A 19289-nucleotide genomic window follows, 5' to 3' on the forward strand; every position below is an offset into this window, starting at 1 on the left:
ATAAGAGAATTATTTAACCACTCCTTGCAACATTTGCAAGATAAATGACGGATAAATACCAACTAAAAATACGGAGAAAATGATTGGTACGAAAAGTAAGGTTTCCTTAAGAGTTAAATCAGAGAAATTTTCCGTAGAAGGTTTCTTTTCACCGTACATTATTCTTTGGTACATTTTCAGCATATAAACAGCTCCAAGAATAATCGTCAGTCCGGCAATCACCGCCAATACTTTATTGTATGTAAACAATCCGAGCAAAATCAAAAATTCTCCCACGAAACTGTTGGTAAGCGGTAACGCTACATTAGCTAAAAGAATGATCATGAATATAGTGGCAAAACGGGGAGCTACTCTGGCAATTCCCCCCAATTGACTGATATTGTCTGTTTTTGTCCGTTTAACAATAATGTAATAACAAAGAAAGAAACCGACGATGTTTACCCCGTGTGAAAACATTTGTAGAATACCTCCTTCAATACCGTAAGCATTGTTTGATAATAATCCCAGCGCAATAATGCCAACGTGAGCTAAAGAGGCAAAGGCAATCAATTTTTTCAGATTAGGCTGATTGATAGCAATGATGGCTCCATAAATTACGCCAAACAAAATAATCGGCAGAACATACAGCGACCCGTTTGCCACGACATCATGACACAAGGGAATCAGAAAGCGCACAATTCCATAAAGACCCATTTTCAGCATGATACCTGCCAGCAACATTGATCCTTGTACAGGAGATGCATTGTAGGTTTCGACCTGCCATGAATGGAATGGAAATAGCGGAATCTTGATGGCGAATGCCAGAAAGAAAGCTAGAAACAAAGGTATCTGTGCCGCATAAGGTATGTGGAGTTGGTAAAATGAGTCAAAACTAAAAGAATGGGGAGCTGGCGTTAACGTGTACAGGTACAAAATAGCGACGAGCATGAAGAAACTTCCAATGACGGTATAAATCAAGAATTTAATACTGATTCGTCTTGAGTTTTCACCTCCCCAGCGGGCGGTGATAAAGAAAATCGGTAATAGCGCAAATTCCCAGAAAATATAAAATAAAATCATATCCGATGCCGTAAACACTCCGACTAGCGCTGATTGCATTAACATGATCAGTGCAAAAAAGCTGGCAGGACGACGTTTGTTCCTATCTGTTGAAGCAAGGATGATAGGCACAAGCAGTGTGGTTAAGATAACAAAAAGGACAGACAAAGCATCCATTTTTAAGGCAATATTCAGTCCCATTATTTGCTCCAGATTAAGATTGGCAACCAATCCTGTCCCGGGAGCAGCCCACACGTCATAGCCGCCTAACATTGCAATGACAAAAACAATGAGCGATGCAACAAAAGCAACCGTTTTACTCTGTTGTCCCGCTTTTCCTGTAAACAGAAAAAGGGAAGTGATTAACGGAAGGATAATTAAAAGTACGATGATCATCTATTTATCGAATAAGATTAAACAATAAAAGTGCTATAATACTGAATACCATTATCATGAGATAAAATCCGATATTACCGGTTTGCAACAGGCGAATTTTGGCTCCAATATATAAGGTTCCCTGACCAACCGAATTGACAAAACGGTTTATGATGCCCTGATCAATGGTTTCGCGGAGAAATATGGATAATCGTTCAACGGGTTTGACAACACAAAAGTCATAAATCTCGTCAAAATAAAATTTACGGGCCATGATGGTTTCTATGCCGGTTAATTTTACAGCTTCGTGATCTTTAGCAAATCGATGGTATAGCCACACAATCAACAAAGCAATAATAGTCAGTGGAATCAATAATGTCAGCCATTCAGTCCCAATACCAAGTGCCTGTTCGGGCATAGGTGCGATTTGATGTGCTGTTGCAAACATAGGCGACAAATAATTGCTGAATACCTTGTCTGAACCAAATAAAGCAGGAATTTGTACAAAACCGCCTATCATAGACAATACAGTCAGCACAGCCATCGGAATCAACATTACTTTAGGTGATTCGTGAATATGATGATTGGTTTTAACAGCATTGCTTTCAGGTTTGTAGAAGGCAATGAATACCATACGGAACATGTAGATGGTTGTCAGCAATGAAATAAGAGTCGCAATAATGCCTGTAGCCATGCCATGTTCGTAAGCCGCTGAAAGAATGTATTCTTTAGAGAAAAAGCCCGCAAAAGGAGGAATCCCTGAGATGGCAATGGAAGCGATCAAAAACATGAAGAATGTTGCTGGAATTTTCTTACGCAATCCCCCCATGTTGCGGATGTCCTGTTCCTGATTTAATGCATGAATCACACTACCAGCTCCGAGGAAAAGCAATGCTTTAAAAAACGCATGCATGGTAAGATGAAACATGGCTCCTGAAAAAGAGCCCAATCCTAATGCCATAAACATGAATCCCAACTGACTAACCGTTGAATATGCCAGTATTTTCTTGATATCATACTGGTAAATAGCAATCAGTCCGCTAATCGCAGCCGTGATGGCTCCTATGACTAAAATCAGGTTCATGGTGAACGGTTCTAACACGAAGATCACACTGGAACGAGCTACCAGATAAACCCCTGCGGTAACCATTGTGGCAGCATGGATGAGCGCTGACACAGGTGTGGGGCCTGCCATAGCATCTGGTAACCATGTAAATAAAGGTATTTGGGCACTTTTCCCAATGGCTCCCATAAACAAACCGAGTGTGATGATCAGTAAAGCTGTGTTGCCTGATGGCATAATCATCGCTTTATTGGCCACATCGCTGATGTTTAATGTGCCGAAGGTGTGAATGAGCATAAATGTAGCAATCAGAAAACCCAAATCTCCGATCCGGTTCATAATAAAGGCTTTCTTTGCTGCATTATTGTTGGCGTGATCTTTATACCAGAATCCAATCAACAGATAGGAACACAGCCCGACGCCTTCCCAGCCTATAAACATCATCAGGTAATTGGAACTCAGTACTAAAATCAACATGAAGAAGATAAAGAGGTTCATATAAGAAAAGAACCGGTTTACGCCTTCATCATTTTTCATATAACCAATAGAATAGACATGAATGAGCCAGCCTACACCATTCACAACCAGTAACATCAGCACTGACAGGCGATCGACCGTGATGCCGAATGGAATGGAAATGGAGGCAAATTGTATCCAATCAAACAGATTGACCTGTACTGTTTGTCCAGTGGTGCTGACATACCAGAATAATACGAAAGAAATTATCAGGTTGAAAAATACCAGCGAAGAGGCGACAACCCCTGCCAGATTTTTAGAAATCAACTTTTGAAATAACCCGATTGCCAGAAATCCAAGCAACGGGAAAAGTAACAAGAGCTGTGCTATAATTTGCATAAAAGAAGACTGTTCCATTACCATTTGAGACGATTTAAGATGTTAATGTCAATCGTGTGTGATGAACGGTAAACCACTACCAGCAATGCAAGCCCGATAGCTATTTCGGCTGCTGCCACCACCATGATGAAGAAGACAAACACTTGCCCAGATGGATCGTTCCGATAAGCGGCAAATGCTGCTATCAAAAGATTCGCTGAATTCAGCATCAGTTCGACCGACATGAAAATTGCCAGGGCGTTACGTTTTACCAATACGCCCACTACTCCGATGGTAAACAGGGCGGAACAAAATATAACGTAATAGATAAGAGGAATCATTTGTAATTGGGTGACTGCTGTTTCCATCTTCTTATTTTTTATGTTTATTACCAAGCATTACAGCACCTACCATTGCCGAAAGGAAAAGAACTGAAGAGAGTTCAAAAGGCAGGAGGTATTCTGTAAATAATGTTTTCCCTAAATTCTTTACCAGTCCAATTTGACTGGTAGTAGGATTGGTGAGCGTTGTCAGTTCTGATGATTTTATGGATCCGATCAGTACCACGAAGAGCAATCCGCCGGCTATGACTGCCATGATTTTTATCAGGTTTGTTTTCGGAAACTGTCCTTCTTTGTTCAAATTCAATAACATCACAGTGAACAGGAATAAAACCATGATAGCTCCGGCATAGACAATAACATGCACCACCGCTAAAAATTGGGCATTCAATAGAATATAATGTCCGGCCAGTGCAAAAAAGGTTAATGTCAGATAGAGTACGCTATGCACCGGATTCTTGGTAATCAATACCATCATGGCCGAGGAAATAGCTACGATGCTTAAAAATATAAAGAGATATACCTGTAACATACTTATTTGTTATGTAATTGCGTTTTATCTTTTTTGAATGCCAGGACTTCAGGCGTTTGCCTTTTCGATACATCAATCCGGGCATCAATCGGTTCAAGCAGCTTATCTTTGCCATAGATGAAGTTGTCACGTGCTTCTTCACTGGGAACGAAACGATCAGTCAGAAAAATAGCTTCCTTTGGACAAGCCGTTTCGCAATCGCCGCAATAGATGCATCGTAACATGTTGATTTCATACACAGCAGCATATTTTTCTTCGCGGTACAGATGTTTTTCACTTTCCAGCCTTTCTTTGGCAACCATTGTTATGGCTTCAGCCGGACACGATAATGCACATAGACCACAGGCAGTGCATCGTTCACGGCCTTCTTCGTCACGTTTCAATACATGCATTCCCCTGTAAATAGAGGAAACCGGACGCTTTACTTCAGGAAACTGAATGGTGGTTTTCTTCCTGAACAAATGCGTAAAAGTGACGTATAATCCTTTGAAAATGGCCGGCAGATAAAATTTTTCCAACAATGTCATCTTTTTGTTGGAAACAACCTGTGATCGGTCGGTCAGTTTTATTTTATTTAAGTCCTGATTCATTGTTCAATGCTTTACATATGCTTTCGTTTTGATTTCTCATTTCTTCCTCAATAATTCAGTTAAAGGTCTTAATGCTTCACTAACTCAATTATTCCGGTTGCTACGATGTTGATAATTGCCCATGGCAATAGCACTTTCCATCCGAACCGCATTAACTGATCGTAACGGAAGCGTGGCAAAGTCCAGCGCACCCACATGAACAGGAAGATAAAGAAACTTATTTTGATAAAGAACGCGATGGTTCCCGCTATGGTTAGCCAGTTGTGCGACAATCCCAATTCGTGCATAAATGGGAAGTTGTAGCCTCCAAAGTATAACGAAGAGATAATTGCCGAAGAGATAAACATATTAATATACTCTGAGAAGAGATAAAATCCCAGTTTCATGGAGCTGTATTCGGTATGATAACCGCCAATAAGTTCTGAGTCGCATTCAGGCAAATCAAATGGAGTCCGGTTGCACTCAGCAAAAGCGCTAATCACAAATACAAAAAAACCAATAGGCTGATACCATACGTTCCAATGCAAACCATGTTGTTGTGCTACAATATCTTTCAAACTTAATGTGCCTGACATCATTACAATGGCGATGATTGACATTCCCATGGCCAGTTCATAACTGATCATTTGAGAAGCAGAACGTACTGCCCCCATCAGGGCATATTTGTTGTTTGATGACCAGCCTCCTATCATAATGCCATAAACTCCGATGGAGGTCACGGCAAATACATATAAAATGCCAATATTGACGTCGGCGACCTGTAATGGGAATACATTATTTCCGATAACCAGCGTATTTCCCCATGGAATAACAGCACTCCCGAGCAGGGCAATCAGCATAGTGAGCGAAGGCCCTAATACATATAGAAATTTATCGGCAGTAGCAGGCATAAATTCTTCTTTGAAGAAGAGTTTTACTCCATCTGCTACAGGTTGAAGAATTCCAAATATGCCTGCCCTGTTAGGCCCAAGGCGATCTTGAAAAAAACCTGCAATTTTGCGCTCAACCAGTGTTGCATACATTGCAATGACAAGACTGAGCAAAAGTATGACAATAATTAGCGCCGTTTTAAATAGAATGATCACATCCATATTATTCCATCTTTTCTTTTAAAGGATTTATAACCGATGGTTTCACCATGTTTCGATAATGGTTTTGGCTGATAACTGATGTCGGTTCAATGGCGCGCGGGCCTTCAATCTCCCATGCTGTCGCATCTTTCTTCTCATAGCGACATTCATTACAGATAAAATCTTCCACTTCTCCATATTTGTTGCGTCTGCCGGTTACCCGGTAAACTTCATTACCTCGCATCCATAACGTAGCTTTCCCGGAACATTTTGTACAACTCCGGTGTGCATCCATTGGTTTAAGAAACCAAACCCTGTTTTTAAAACGGAAAGGTTTATCCGTTAATGCTCCGACCGGACACACATCAATCATGTTACCCGAAAAGTCGTTATCAATGGCTTGCTGGATGAAAGTAGATATCTCAGCCTTATCTCCGCGGTACAAGACGCCGTGCATCCTTTTGTTTGTAAATTGTTCTGCTGCGTACACACAACGGTAGCATAAGATGCAACGGTTGGGATGAAACTGAATCAGATCGCCAATAGTAATAGGATCATATGTCCGTTTTTCTTCTTCAAACCGTGAGGTATTGCTGCCATGTTCGTAGCTTAAATTTTGTAGATCACATTCGCCAGCTTGATCGCAAACCGGACAATCCAGCGGATGGTTGATCAACAGAAATTCCACCACTGCCCTGCGGGCTTCCAATACTTCCGGTGATGTGATGTTTTGCACTACCATGCCATCCATGACAGCTGTACGGCATGAAGGTACTAATTTTGGCATAGGACGCGGATCTTTCGTCGATCCCTGCACTACTTTCACCATACAGGTACGGCATTTCCCTCCACTGTCTTTCAACTTGGAGTGATAACACATCGCCGGTGGAACAATGTCGCCTCCGATGAGTCTTGCCGCCTGAAGTATAGTTGTCCCTTCTTCTACTTCAATGGTGTGGTTATCAATTGTTACTGTTAACATTGCCGTTTAGTTGTTTATGTATTTTGCAAGAGAACCATGTTTAATGTTCCGGACAATCTCCGGATGCGTAACATGAAACTCAAATTCTTCTCTAAAATGCCTTATTGCTGCAGCAACAGGCCAGGCCGCAGCATCACCCAGCGGACAGATGGTGTTGCCTTCGATATGGGATGAAATATTAACCAGCAAATCAATATCTTTCATCTTTCCTTCACCGTTTTCCAACCGGTAGAGTACGCTATCCATCCATCCGGTTCCTTCCCGGCAGGGTGAACATTGTCCACACGATTCATGGTGATAGAAACGGGAAAAATTATAGGTGTTGCGTACGATACAATCATCTTCATCATACACAATAAATCCTCCCGATCCTAACATGGATCCGCTTACGAAACCTCCTTCGGCCAAGGATTCATAGCTTAACAGCCGTTTTTCTCCCTGGAGGGTATTCAGAATTAAGTTCTTTGGCAGTATGGGAACAGATGAGCCTCCGGGAATGACCGCTTTCAGTTCTTTCCCATCCTTAATACCACCGCAATATTGTTCGCTGTAAAGAAATTCCTCCACAGGTAATCCCAATTCAATTTCATATACCCCGGGACGGTTAATGTGTCCACAAGCTGAAATCAGTTTGGTGCCTGTGCTCTTGCCGATACCTATTTTGGCAAAGGTTTCGCCCCCGTTGTTCACAATCCATCCGATGTTCGACAACGTTTCCACGTTGTTCACTACCGTCGGAGACTGATAGAGTCCCTTGACGGCAGGGAAGGGGGGTTTAAGCCTTGGATTTCCCCTTTTACCTTCCAGGGATTCGAGTAGGGCGGTTTCTTCGCCACAGATGTATGCTCCGGCTCCGCAATGCACATAAATATCCAGATCATAATGGCTCCCAAGAATGTTTTCGCCAAGAAGTCCCTGCTGATAGCATTCTTTAATGGCCTCATTCAGTATGCCTACGATGTATTTGTATTCTCCCCGTACATAAATGTAGGCGGTATGGGCTTCAAGAGCATACGAAGCACAAATCATCCCTTCAATCAGACGATGGGGGATATGTTCCATCAGGTAACGATCCTTGAAGGTTCCGGGTTCACTTTCGTCGGCATTACAAACCAGATAATGGGGCTTATTGCTTTTCTTGTCAATGAAACTCCATTTCATTCCTGCAGGGAAACCTGCTCCGCCACGTCCGCGTAATCCTGCGAGTTTTACCTCATTGACCACTTCGTCGGGCGTCATGGTTTTCAGCGCTTTTTCAACGGATGAATAACCGCCGTGTTTCCTGTAAACATTGAGAAAGCGAATTCCTTCAACTTCTATATTTTCTAAGATAATCTTTCTTTCCATGTCTGCTTTTCTGGTTTTGGTAATGCACTCTCTTTGCGCAAGGTCTCAAGGATGTCGTCAATTTTATCAAGATTGAGATATTCGTAAAACTCGGTATTCACCTGCATTACAGGAGCCGAACCGCAAGCTCCCAAGCATTCTACCGCCTTGAGTGTAAAAAGTTTATCTTCGGTTGTTTCGCCGACCTTGATCTTCAGCTTTTGCTCCAGATAGTGCAATACATCTTCGCCTCCACAAATAGCGCACGGACCTGTCTGACACACTTCAATCACGTATTTCCCGACCGGATCGAGATAGAATTGTGAGTAGAATGTTGCAACTTCGTACACTTCAATAGGAGTGATATTTAATAAGGAAGCCACGTAGTCCATAATGTCCACGTTCAGGCTGCCTCCAAACTCTTCCTGTGCAATCTGCAAGACCGGAATCAATGCCGATTTCTTTTGATCTTCAGGATAATGAGACAGAATGCTTTCTACTTTCCGCAACGTGTCGGGGGAGAATGCAACGTCGATGTTCTTTTTTACATAGAGTTTATGGTGAAAATGTTTATCGCTCATAGTTTTATTTTTATGCATCTAATTCTCCGGCAATTATATTCATACTGCTCATAGTAAGGATAGCATCAGAGATGTTCGATCCGATAATCATTTCGGGATAAGCCTGATAATTGACAAAACAGGGGCGTCTGAAATGTAACCGGTACGGCGTACGCCCTCCTTCGGAAACAATGTAAAATCCAAGTTCTCCGTTTGCTCCTTCCACGGCATGATAGATCTCTTTTGCCGGAACATCAATTTCGCCCATTACCATCTTGAAGTGACTGATCAGCGGCTCCATTCTGCTATATACCTCTTCTTTGGGAGGCATATAAAATGCGGGTACTTCTGCATTAAACTTTCCTTCGGGAAGATTCTCCATTGCCGTTTTAATCATCTTCATGCTTTCCCATATTTCAGTTTGTCTTACACAGAAACGATCGTATGTGTCGCCGTTTTGTCCTATGGGAACCACAAAATCGAAATCCTGATAGGATGAATAAGTCTCATGTACGCGCAGATCATAATCTACGCCGGCAGCTCGCAGACATGGACCGGTAAACCCATAATTCAGGGCTCTTTCGGCTGAAATGCCGCCTACATTGATAGTTCGATCCATAAAAATACGGTTCCGTAAAAGCAATGTTTCAAATTCATGCATTACTTTAGGTAATCGGTCTAAGAGTTCTCTTATCTTGCGCAAAGCAGTCGGTGAGAAGTCTCTGTCGAAGCCTCCAACACGTCCTAAATTAGTAGTCAGCCTTGCCCCGCATAATTCCTCATATATCTCATAGATTCGCTCCCTTTCCTGAAAGACATATACGAAACCGGTGAGTGCTCCGCTGTCAACCCCGGTCACACTGTTACAGATCAGGTGGTCGGATATACGTGCAAGTTCCATCACGATGATGCGCATGTAATCAATGCGCTTGTTGGTTTCAACTCCCAGTAGTTTTTCGACGGCAAGATGCCAACCGATATTGTTTAACGGCGAAGAGCAATAATTTAACCGGTCGGTAAGCGTCGTGATCTGGTAATACGGACGTCGTTCGGCTATTTTTTCAAACGCACGGTGAATGTAACCGATCGTTTGTTCAGCTCCCAGAATGATCTCCCCGTCCATTGTCAGTATATTCTGAAATACACCATGTGTGGCAGGATGGGTAGGCCCCAGGTTCAGTGTGTTATATTTTTTATCTACCTGAATGCTGGGAATTGTTTTTGCCGGGTTGTTATGTTTTGATGTTTTATTCATAATCATCTTCCAAAAAAGCGGTCGTCTTTATCGGTTCTGGTAGCATCTTCCAGCGGATACTCCTTTCTCATAGGGAAATAATCCATGAATTCTACGTTAAGGATGCGTTTCAGGTTAGGATGCCCAACGAATTGGATGCCATAAAAATCATATGTTTCCCGTTCCATCCAGTTTGCAGCCAGATAGAGGGATACAATGCTGCTGATCTGCGGACTTTCTTTCGTGACAAAAGCTTTAATTCGTATCCGTTGCTTTTCAGACAGATTGTTAAGATGATATATGACGCCCAATTCTTTTTCCTGGTTGGGATAGTGTATGCCACACAGATCGGTTAAGACAGTAAATCCTTGTTGATCTTTAAGGTACTGCAAAATTTCTGTTATGGCTTCCGCTACAATAGTTACTGTCGGGATATCCGGTGTACTGTCTGTTGCCAGGATATAGTCATTGAAATGTTGTTTTAATTCAGAAAATATCGTATCAATATTCATTGTGTTAAACGTTTAGAGTGATGCCATAGCTTTTGAGCAGTGCAATATATTCAGGACTGTAGCGACGCCGCAACGATTCGTGCGCGACCAGTTCCTGTATTTTCATAAAGCCGTCGATAATTTGTTCCGGGCGTGGCGGACAACCAGGAACGTACACATCTACGGGAACTACTTTGTCAATGCCCTGTAAAACGCTATAGGTATCAAAAATGCCTCCGCTCGATGCACAGGCTCCGACGGCAATTACCCAGCGGGGCTCAGCCATCTGTTCGTACACTTGCTGAACTATTGGTCCCATCTTTTTTGCGATGGTTCCCATCACCATCAATAAATCTGCCTGACGCGGAGAAAAGCTGAGACGTTCTGCTCCGAAGCGGCCTAAATCGTAATGGGCTCCCATGGTTGCCATAAATTCGATGCCGCAACATGACGTGGCAAATGGTAAAGGCCAGATCGAATTTTTACGGGCCAATCCGACAGCTTTGTCCAGCGTTGTTGCAAAAAACCCCGGGGAACTGTATCCTTCGGGTGGATCAACCACGTTATAATTAGGTTTATGAGTTATTGTTTCCATTGATTGACTTTTTACATATTTCATTGCTTTGGCCTTAACGGGCCTCCTAATCCTTCTTATTCCAATCAAATGATCCTTTCTTATAGATGTAGAAAAATCCGAACATAAAGAGGGCTACAAAAAGCATCATGTACAGAAACCCATTCCATCCCGTTTCTTTGAAATTAACTGCCCAGGGATAGAAAAAGATTACTTCTACATCAAAAAGGACAAAGAGAATGGCTACTAAGAAGTACTTAACTGAAAATGGGAACCGTGCGTTTCCCTGAATTTCGATTCCACACTCAAAATTGTCTTCTTTTCTAACTGATCTTACCCGTCTCCGTTTGGTAATGATATAGTGAGATATGAACATTACCACGACGACAAATGCAAGAGCTACAATGATTTGAATTAAGATGGGTATATAATCGGAAGTTACTGAAACAGTTTGCATCGTAAAAATATTTTTGTTTGCCAAATATACAGAATTAATTCGCTATTAAAAATTCAAGGGACATTAAAAATCCTTTATGTGCGATAGGATAAACGTATAAATCAGGAAAGGCTTATCCGGGTTTTCCAGGACATGGCAACGGAGAGATATGTATCACTGGTAATATAAGGAATACATCTCGCCGTCTGTCATTTTGTGATTGCACACTGAGTAAGAAACAGGGGAAGATCATAAAAAATCCCGGAGGTTGATAGGAAGAAAATAAGAACAGGGATTGACCGGTTACCTCCAAAAGTAGTAAAATGGAAGTAATAAAATATGGATTGGCAACCTGCCTGCATTGTGTCAACGCCGTATTGAGTATGTTTTATTATTTTTTAATAATTAAAGGTGTGCAGAAAGAAGAATTGAATTCTATATTTGTAGAACTATTAATACAGTATGGTTAGCCGCTATGCTGTAGCGATGGGTTAAATCAAACAAGAGATTTTTGCGAATTATAGCAGCCGTGTTTGTCGTTGATGACAAGCCGGCTGTTTTCGTATGGATGGAAACAACTATGTTTCCCGATCTTGTGTAAGAATCCAAATTCAAAAAGGAGAGCTGATGATGTTGAACAATAAACCCTTTCACGTATTTGTTCAGCGAACGGTTTACATCATAAAATGTTTTTAGGTTTGACGGGTAGTCCGGTGCGCAAGGACTCATCCATGGCCTGCATAATGGCTACTGTTCCGATTCCTTCCCGCAGGTCGGGATAAGCTGTTTCTCCGGAATCAAGACAATCAGCAAAATATTCATAATAATTCTGGTATTCTCCTGCATGGTGTGATTTACCTTCAAAGCGGAAAAAATGTTTCAGTTTATGTTCAAAAGTGATTATTTTTTCTTCACCGGAGGAGGTGGTAATGGCATATCGAAGATCCATATAATCTCCCTGGCTGGAACCTTCCGTACCACGTAGAATGCAACTCATCTCGCTGTCGCGTAAAGTGGGTTGAATGGGGCATGAATAAACACCACTTACCCGGGCAATACGTCCATCGGCGGCTTTCAGGATGAAGTGCATGGTGTCTGCATTTTTAAGGCCACCTGCTTTTCCATTGGGACTTAGCATGCCATAACCCATTACCTCCACAATATCGGGCAAATACCAGCGAACCAAATCAACAGGATGGCTGAGTCCGCCGTAAAGCCATTTAAAGGAAGATTCGAGCGACCAGCCTTTTGCCAGAAACCAGCGTTGGTCGGCATGGTAATAAGCTTCCACGGTGACCAGGTCGCCTATTTCTCCTGCCAGATAATCTGTTCGTTGACGTCTCATCGGTTCGAAGAAGCGGCTACTTTGGCCCACAAATACTTTTTTCCCTGTTTTTTCTGAAAGTTCTATCAGCTCCCGGGCCTGGCTCAGATCATCCAGAAGGGGTTTGGCACAAACTACATGTTTTCCGGCCTGAAGAGCCATTTTAATATGATCGGCATGCCATTTATCAGGCGTATAAATCCCGATCACATCAATTTCAGGATCATTCAGCAAATCTTCATACCGGGTTGTGTAATGATAGAAATCGAACTCTTTGGCGCGCTGTTTACACAACGCTTCGTTCATGTCGCAAACCTTTTGTAATATCCATTTTTCGCTTTGCAATGCAGCAGACATTGTGCTGCGTCCCTCGCCTAAACCTAAAATGCCTAATTTATACATATTGTCTTATTTTCAAATTATAGATGTTAGAGAAGGAGTATTGTATCACAGCAAAAGCAATATAAATACAGGTACTCCGCTTAAATCTCACGTGGCAAAGATACGATAAAGCAGGATGTGGCGATATGATTTGATCTTTGATTTTTAGAATTTGTATAATTACAGCTGATTTACGATCAATAATATTGACGCAATCATAATTTGGCTATCCCACTACTTTGAGTACTTTTGTCAACGCATTTGGCGATCATTGCTTAATGCAGGGAATGATCGAAAGAGTGAGTCCGGTGCCTTCATCACGGAATGAACTACTCCGGTGCTGTATCTGCAGCTGTCAATTCCATAAACGTATCTGAATTACCATTGCCACTGTTTATCAGTATCCCAAAGCCGGGAAGGTTGCTAAAAACAAAAGCTGATCGAAGAGACTGAAAATGGTAGGCTTTGCATATGGAAATGAGCCGGAAGAGCTGCCAGTGCTCATATACCGGCACTTCAGGCCATCCCGGCAGATGGATTAGTATTACTCCTGCCATATTCGAATAGAGAGTAATGATTAAATAAGAAATGAGTATGCAACTTCGACCCGTGATGTTTGTCGGAACCGGTTCCGATGTAGGCAAAAGTGTAATCAATGCTGCTTTTTGCCGGATATTCAAACAGGATGGTTTTCATCCTGCGCCTTTTAAAGCACAAAACATGTCGCTCAACAGTTATGCAACGCCGGATGGGCTGGAGATTGGACGGGCTCAGGCGACACAGGCAGAGGCCTGCGGCATTCCCTGCCGTGCAGATATGAATCCGGTATTACTGAAACCAACCGACGATACCTCTTCGCAAGTCGTGCTTAACGGAAAAGTTATAGGAAACCAATCCGCACATCAGTACTTTAACCAGACCGACCGCAATGATCTTTTTCTACAGGCAATGGCCGCCTGCCATCGCTTGACGAAGGAATTCAATCCCTTGGTAATAGAAGGGGCAGGTAGCATTTCGGAGATAAATTTATGGGACAGGGATATTACCAACATGCGCGTGGCAGAAGCTTTGAATGCACCGACTTTCTTGATTGCCGATATTGACCGCGGAGGAGTTTTTGCCAGTGTGTATGGAAGTATTCAGCTCTTACCCGAAACTCAGAAGAAGTTGATCAAAGGAGTTCTCATCAATAAGTTCAGGGGTGATATGGCGTTGTTTGAAGATGGAAAGAAAATGTTGGAAGAGCTGACCGGAGTGCCTGTTGTGGGAGTTATTCCTTATTTCCATGATATTCATATTGACCAGGAAGACTCGGTAACCCTTGAATACCGGAAAGAAAAGGACAGGGTAGGGAAGGTTACGATTGCCGTTGTCTTATTGCGGCATTTATCAAACTTTACTGACTTCAACATGCTGGAACAGCATCCCGATGTCCATCTGTTTTATGCATCCCATCCTGAGGAACTGGCGGATGCCGATATCATCCTGTTGCCGGGATCTAAAAACACCATCGACGATCTTAACTACCTCCGTCAGTCAGGGATGGCTAAGGCAATCTTGCAGCAGCATGCTATAGGAAAATCGGTTTATGGCATTTGCGGCGGTTACCAGATGATGGGGAATTGGGTGGAAGATCCTTTGGGGATAGAAGGGGATGTGGCTGTAATGCAAGGTCTGGGGCTTTTACCGGTACGAACTATACTAACACGGGAAAAAAAGACAGAAGCTTGTCATTTTTCTTTTCTCGGCACCAAACCCGATTGTACAGGATATGAAATCCATATGGGAGAGACGGTTGCAGAACAACCCTCGCCGCTTTGTCTCCTTGACAGTGGAGTGAGTGATGGTTACTTCCGGAATGAAAAGACTTTTGGTACCTACCTGCATGGTTTTTTTGACCATACAGAAACTGTCGGATATATCCTCCGCCAGGTGCCCGGATATAAATCCGGTAAATCCGTTACTTTCGATTATCCGGCTTTTAAAGAAGAACAATACGATAAACTGGCAGCTCATATCCGTCAGCATGTAGATATGGAATACATCTATAAAACCATGCAGCCAGATGATTAAGGAGGGATGGCAATGATCTTTACCTTTACGGAGGTATGATGAAGACGCCAGCCATATCAACGGATATTCAAACAGAACCGATTCCTCTTCTTTTCCTTTCTAAACATATCCTGACTTAAAATAAAACATCCAAACCGTTGGATTTTACAAAAAAATGTATGACCTTTGAAGGATGTTCAGCATCAAATGATATGCACCATAACCTTAAACCATAACTTTATGAAGCGAATTTATCTTGTTAGCCTTTTCTGTATCGCCAGCGCTATGTTTTTGTATGCCCATCCCAAAGCTCCCGCTTACTATGTGCCGGGCAAAACTCCTGTAGGATTTGAGTCTGAGATCAACCAGTTCATGAAAGCCGATTCGGCTCATTTTCCCCCTTCAGGCGCTATCCTGTTTGCCGGAAGCTCATCCATCCGTTTATGGAAGGGACTGCCCGGTGATTTCAAAGGGCATACCATTATTCAGCGTGGATTCGGTGGCTCGAACATGAAAGCCCTGAATTTTTACATTCATAATATCGTATTTCCCTATAAACCTTCCGTTATTGTTGTTTATGAAGGCGATAACGATCTTGCCGAAGGAGTTACCCCTGCCGTATTCATTGCACAGTGCGATTCGTTTGTCCATATGGTGCAGAAGAAACTGCCGGCAACGAAAATCTATTTTCTTTCGATCAAACCTTCCCTTGCACGTGAGAAGCTCATTCCCCTGCAAAATGCTACAAACCTTGCCCTTAAACGTAATCTTTCACACTTCCGCAATACCGGCTTTATGGATGTCAGCAGTCAGATGTTTGATGCCCGGGGACGTTTGCGTCCGGATATCTTTGGTCCTGACGGGTTGCATATGAACCGGAAAGGATACCTGCTGTGGATTGCGTATATCAAAAAATATTTTGGCTGGAAATAACGTTTTATTATACTGGCCAGGAGCTGCATATATGCTGTTTTATAAATTAATCATTGAGTTATTAACCCTGTAGAGAGTAAAAACATGAAGAAACTGGTATTTCTGACGTTGAGCGTCTGCTTTATGATGTATTCCTGTACATCACAGAAAAAACAAGATCTGTCGCCAAGGGTAAAGATTGCCAATGGTATCCTGGAAGGGATTCAGGATAGTACGACAGGAGTGTTGAAATTTTTAGGAATTCCTTTTGCCAAACCGCCTGTGGGCGATCTCCGCTGGAAGGCTCCGCAGCCTGTGGATAACTGGAAAGGGGTGCGCGAGGCTAAAAAGTTCGGGCCAAGGCCCATGCAGGCAAATGTATTCGGGGACATGCATTTCCGTTCCGATTCCATGAGCGAAGATTGCCTTTACCTGAATGTATGGACTCCGGCTAAAAAGAACACCAAGGGATTGCCTGTCCTGGTTTATTTCTATGGAGGTGGTTTTGTTGCCGGTAGTAGTGATGAACCCCGGTACGACGGCGCCAGTCTGGCCAAAAAAGGCATCGTAGTCGTAACCGCCAATTACCGTCTGGATGTCTTTGGTTTCTTTGCCGATTCCCAACTAAGTGCAGAAGCGCCCTATAAAGCTTCCGGCAACTATGGGCTGCTCGACCAGAATGCAGCGCTGAAATGGGTACACCAAAACATTGCTGCGTTTGGCGGCGATCCCGATAAAGTAACCATTGGCGGAGAATCAGCCGGTTCTATTTCGGTAAGTGAACAAATGGCGTCTCCCTTGTCGAAAGGGTTGATTGCTGGCGCTATCGGCGAGAGCGGAGCGGCCATTAACCCGACGATGGCTCCTGTACCGCTGGTACAGGCTGAAAAGGAAGGCGATGCTTTTGCCAAACAGATCGGTTATCCAGCATTGAAAGATTTACGCGCCCTCAGCGCTAAAAAGCTGCTTGAACTTTACGTGCAATCCAAACGATTTGGTTTCCCTGCATGTATTGACGGCTATTTTCTCCCAAAACCATTGCCGGCTATTTATGAAGCCAGGGAACAGGCTCAGGTTCCTTTGTTGGTGGGCTGGAATTCTGCCGAGATGACAGGCCTGGCATTTATGACCGGTAAACCCTACACAACACAAAATTTCATCCGTCAGGTGAAAGCTGCATTTCCACAGAATTACAACGATATCCTGAAAGCCTATCCTCATGCAAACGCAAAAGAGGTGGAACGTTCGGCTACCGATCTGGCTTCCGACGGATTTATTGTTTACAGCACGTGGAAATGGTTTGACCTGCAACGGAACAACAGTACGCAACCTGTTTACCGCTATTGGTTCGACAATCCGAGGCCTCCGCTAACCAATACCAACCTGACTCCCGGTCTGGCAGGCGGCGAGATGAAGAAGAGCGGCAATGAGCCTCCTATGCCAAAAGCCATTGGCGCTGCCCATTCGCAGGAAATTGAATATTGCCTTGGAAATCTCTATCTATCCCCCTGGTATGCCTGGAGGAAAAAAGATTATGCCGTATCCGACACCATGGAAGACTATTTTGCCAATTTCATCAAAACGGGTAATCCGAACGGGAAAGATCTTCCTGAATGGCCTGCCGCTGCTCCTGATGTTCCGAATCCTTCCGTTATGTGGATCAAAACACGATCCATAGCCATACAGGCAACAAACGACAATCGTTTTTCGGTGCTCGGGAAAATATATGACAAACAATAACATTTGTTGTAAACATATATCATTACCCTCCGGAATGACCTGAGGTTCATTCCGGGGGGTAACTTATCCTCCAAAAGTATGACTGATCGCCTTCGTTTTATCGACAACCTCAGGGTGTTTACGATCTTTATCGTTGTGTTTGTCCATTCCGCCGTCACCTATAGTGGCATTGGTAGCTGGTATTATGTGGAGCATACGCATTTGGGCAACATTGAGCAACTGATCTTTTTATTCTTCCAGTCGCATACCCAGGCTTTCGATATGTCTTTGTTTTTCTTTATAGCAGGCTATTTTGTCCCTGCATCCCTTGCCCACAAAGGAGTGCGGAAATTCATTTCGGGAAGATTGTACAGGTTGGGGATTCCGGTTTTGTTCTATATTTTTGTGATGCAACCCTTGTGTGTCAAACTGGCTTATCCGGAGATGCATGTTGGTTCTTTCCTTCTGAACGGGCTTACCCATTTTTCATTTCTCGGTTGGACAGGTCCCTTATGGTTTGCTTTGGTGTTGCTTATCTTTTCCCTGTTGTATGCTTTGTTTGCCGGCCATTTACCTCCTGCGGATGACACAAAAAAACTCCGTACGGGTTTCCTGCTTGGCACCATTGGCGTCATTACGCTGGCCGCTTTTCTCATCCGACTGGTAGCGCCCATTGGTACATCGTTTATGAACCTTCAGTTTTGTTTCTTTGCCGCATACATCGTTATGTTTCTGTTAGGAACGGAAGCCAGCCGCCATCATCTGGTGGAAAAGATCAGTGGTCGCATGGGGCGTGGATGGATGATTGCCGCTTTTGCCATCGGGCTGCCGTTATGGGTTGCGCCCTGGTTGAGCGGGAATGTGCCGGGGCCTCAAATGGCTATTTTCGGGGGCATGAATCTTTCGGCTTTCCTGTATGCCTTGTGGGAGTCGTTTTTTTGTGTTGCCTTTATTGTTGCCCTGCTGGGCATTACCCGGGCCAGGTTTAACTATCAGGGCAAATGGATGAAATTCTTTTCCGATAATACGTTTGGCATCTATGTCTTTCATGCTCCTGTATTGATCACGGTTTCGCTTTTGCTGAAAGGAGTACACATGGATCCGTTGGCAAAGTTTCTCATAGCCGGTACGATAACAATAACCGTTGCCGTATGGGTATCATGGCTGATACGTAAGATTCCTGTTGTCGGTCCTGTATTTGATTGATATACATCGAATCATAAACACTTTTGTTGAGTTTTCGCCTGTAATTGGCTACCAGCGCCAGGGGTTTCTCTTCATTGCGCCTCTCTGATATTGCTTCGGACGATATGGTAATATAAGACGATCCTATATCCTAATATAGTACCATGAAATTATAGTAATATAGGATTGCTTTATTGAACTTTTGTATGTCATACAATGTCTATTAATAGGCAATTTGTTTAAATGTAATGATTGTCAAGAATATAGATT

General features: G+C 43.1%; 18 protein-coding genes and 1 riboswitch. Of the genes, 4 read left to right on the forward strand and 14 right to left on the reverse strand.

All coding sequences use genetic code 11. From position 1 onward, the window contains the following. Positions 1 to 9 precede the first annotated feature (9 nt). From FHX64_RS02185 to FHX64_RS02250, 14 genes are all read right to left on the reverse strand, one after another. Entirely contained in the window at positions 10 to 1434 is a 1425-nt protein-coding gene (locus FHX64_RS02185) for a complex I subunit 4 family protein (protein ID WP_183412209.1), read from the reverse strand. A 4-nt stretch (positions 1435 to 1438) separates the two neighbouring features. After that, positions 1439 to 3331, reverse strand: coding sequence for an NADH-quinone oxidoreductase subunit L (gene nuoL, locus FHX64_RS02190; protein WP_183412210.1), 1893 nt, complete (start codon positions 3329 to 3331; stop codon positions 1439 to 1441). Positions 3332 to 3348: 17 nt separating this feature from the next. Next, positions 3349 to 3678 carry an NADH-quinone oxidoreductase subunit NuoK gene (gene nuoK, locus FHX64_RS02195; RefSeq protein ID WP_183412211.1) on the reverse strand — a complete coding sequence of 110 codons (330 nt, stop codon included), beginning with the start codon at positions 3676 to 3678 and terminating at the stop codon, positions 3349 to 3351. Positions 3679 to 3682: 4 nt separating this feature from the next. Next, positions 3683 to 4183, reverse strand: coding sequence for an NADH-quinone oxidoreductase subunit J family protein (locus FHX64_RS02200; RefSeq protein ID WP_183412212.1), 501 nt, complete (start codon positions 4181 to 4183; stop codon positions 3683 to 3685). A 2-nt stretch (positions 4184 to 4185) separates the two neighbouring features. Continuing rightward, the gene (locus FHX64_RS02205; protein WP_221202122.1) at positions 4186 to 4773 is read right to left on the reverse strand and encodes a NuoI/complex I 23 kDa subunit family protein; all 588 of its coding nucleotides are present in this window, start codon (positions 4771 to 4773) and stop codon (positions 4186 to 4188) included. A gap of 68 nt (positions 4774 to 4841) precedes the next feature. Continuing rightward, positions 4842 to 5864, reverse strand: coding sequence for an NADH-quinone oxidoreductase subunit NuoH (nuoH, locus tag FHX64_RS02210; protein ID WP_183412213.1), 1023 nt, complete (start codon positions 5862 to 5864; stop codon positions 4842 to 4844). A gap of 1 nt (position 5865) precedes the next feature. Then, on the reverse strand, positions 5866 to 6825 hold the full coding sequence (locus FHX64_RS02215; RefSeq protein WP_183412214.1) for an NADH-quinone oxidoreductase subunit G: 960 nt from the start codon (positions 6823 to 6825) through the stop codon (positions 5866 to 5868). A 6-nt stretch (positions 6826 to 6831) separates the two neighbouring features. Further along, complete coding sequence (gene nuoF / locus FHX64_RS02220; protein WP_183412215.1) at positions 6832 to 8172, reverse strand: NADH-quinone oxidoreductase subunit NuoF; 1341 nt, start codon at positions 8170 to 8172, stop codon at positions 6832 to 6834. After that, positions 8151 to 8732 (reverse strand): NADH-quinone oxidoreductase subunit NuoE, encoded by a 582-nt coding sequence (gene nuoE / locus FHX64_RS02225; protein ID WP_183412216.1) that lies wholly within the window; start codon positions 8730 to 8732, stop codon positions 8151 to 8153. Before nuoE ends, nuoF begins: the two co-directional genes overlap by 22 nt. A 10-nt stretch (positions 8733 to 8742) precedes the next feature. Continuing rightward, the gene (locus tag FHX64_RS02230) at positions 8743 to 9966 is read right to left on the reverse strand and encodes an NADH-quinone oxidoreductase subunit D (RefSeq protein WP_183412217.1); all 1224 of its coding nucleotides are present in this window, start codon (positions 9964 to 9966) and stop codon (positions 8743 to 8745) included. A gap of 2 nt (positions 9967 to 9968) precedes the next feature. After that, entirely contained in the window at positions 9969 to 10457 is a 489-nt protein-coding gene (locus FHX64_RS02235) for an NADH-quinone oxidoreductase subunit C (RefSeq protein WP_183412218.1), read from the reverse strand. A 4-nt stretch (positions 10458 to 10461) separates the two neighbouring features. Next, positions 10462 to 11031 carry an NADH-quinone oxidoreductase subunit B gene (locus FHX64_RS02240; protein ID WP_246392278.1) on the reverse strand — a complete coding sequence of 190 codons (570 nt, stop codon included), beginning with the start codon at positions 11029 to 11031 and terminating at the stop codon, positions 10462 to 10464. A gap of 46 nt (positions 11032 to 11077) precedes the next feature. After that, the gene (locus FHX64_RS02245; RefSeq protein ID WP_183412220.1) at positions 11078 to 11467 is read right to left on the reverse strand and encodes an NADH-quinone oxidoreductase subunit A; all 390 of its coding nucleotides are present in this window, start codon (positions 11465 to 11467) and stop codon (positions 11078 to 11080) included. 658 nt (positions 11468 to 12125) lie between these two features. Continuing rightward, on the reverse strand, positions 12126 to 13172 hold the full coding sequence (locus FHX64_RS02250; protein ID WP_183412221.1) for a Gfo/Idh/MocA family protein: 1047 nt from the start codon (positions 13170 to 13172) through the stop codon (positions 12126 to 12128). A gap of 223 nt (positions 13173 to 13395) precedes the next feature. Beyond that, positions 13396 to 13664: riboswitch (cobalamin riboswitch) on the forward strand. 75 nt (positions 13665 to 13739) lie between these two features. On the opposite strand from FHX64_RS02250, the gene FHX64_RS02255 reads away from it, so the two are divergent. The 4 genes from FHX64_RS02255 (at position 13740) to FHX64_RS02270 (ending at position 19040) form a co-directional block, all read left to right on the forward strand. Next, on the forward strand, positions 13740 to 15224 hold the full coding sequence (locus FHX64_RS02255) for a cobyric acid synthase (RefSeq protein ID WP_183412222.1): 1485 nt from the start codon (positions 13740 to 13742) through the stop codon (positions 15222 to 15224). A 219-nt stretch (positions 15225 to 15443) separates the two neighbouring features. Further along, positions 15444 to 16136: a GDSL-type esterase/lipase family protein gene (locus tag FHX64_RS02260; protein WP_183412223.1), complete on the forward strand. Its 693-nt coding sequence runs from the start codon at positions 15444 to 15446 to the stop codon at positions 16134 to 16136. 84 nt (positions 16137 to 16220) lie between these two features. Then, positions 16221 to 17855 carry a carboxylesterase/lipase family protein gene (locus FHX64_RS02265; protein ID WP_183412224.1) on the forward strand — a complete coding sequence of 545 codons (1635 nt, stop codon included), beginning with the start codon at positions 16221 to 16223 and terminating at the stop codon, positions 17853 to 17855. A gap of 78 nt (positions 17856 to 17933) precedes the next feature. Beyond that, positions 17934 to 19040: an acyltransferase family protein gene (locus FHX64_RS02270; RefSeq protein ID WP_183412225.1), complete on the forward strand. Its 1107-nt coding sequence runs from the start codon at positions 17934 to 17936 to the stop codon at positions 19038 to 19040. Positions 19041 to 19289 lie beyond the last annotated feature (249 nt).

This window comes from Microbacter margulisiae (assembly GCF_014192515.1).
GTDB classification, from domain to species: Bacteria; Bacteroidota; Bacteroidia; order Bacteroidales; family Paludibacteraceae; genus Microbacter; species Microbacter margulisiae.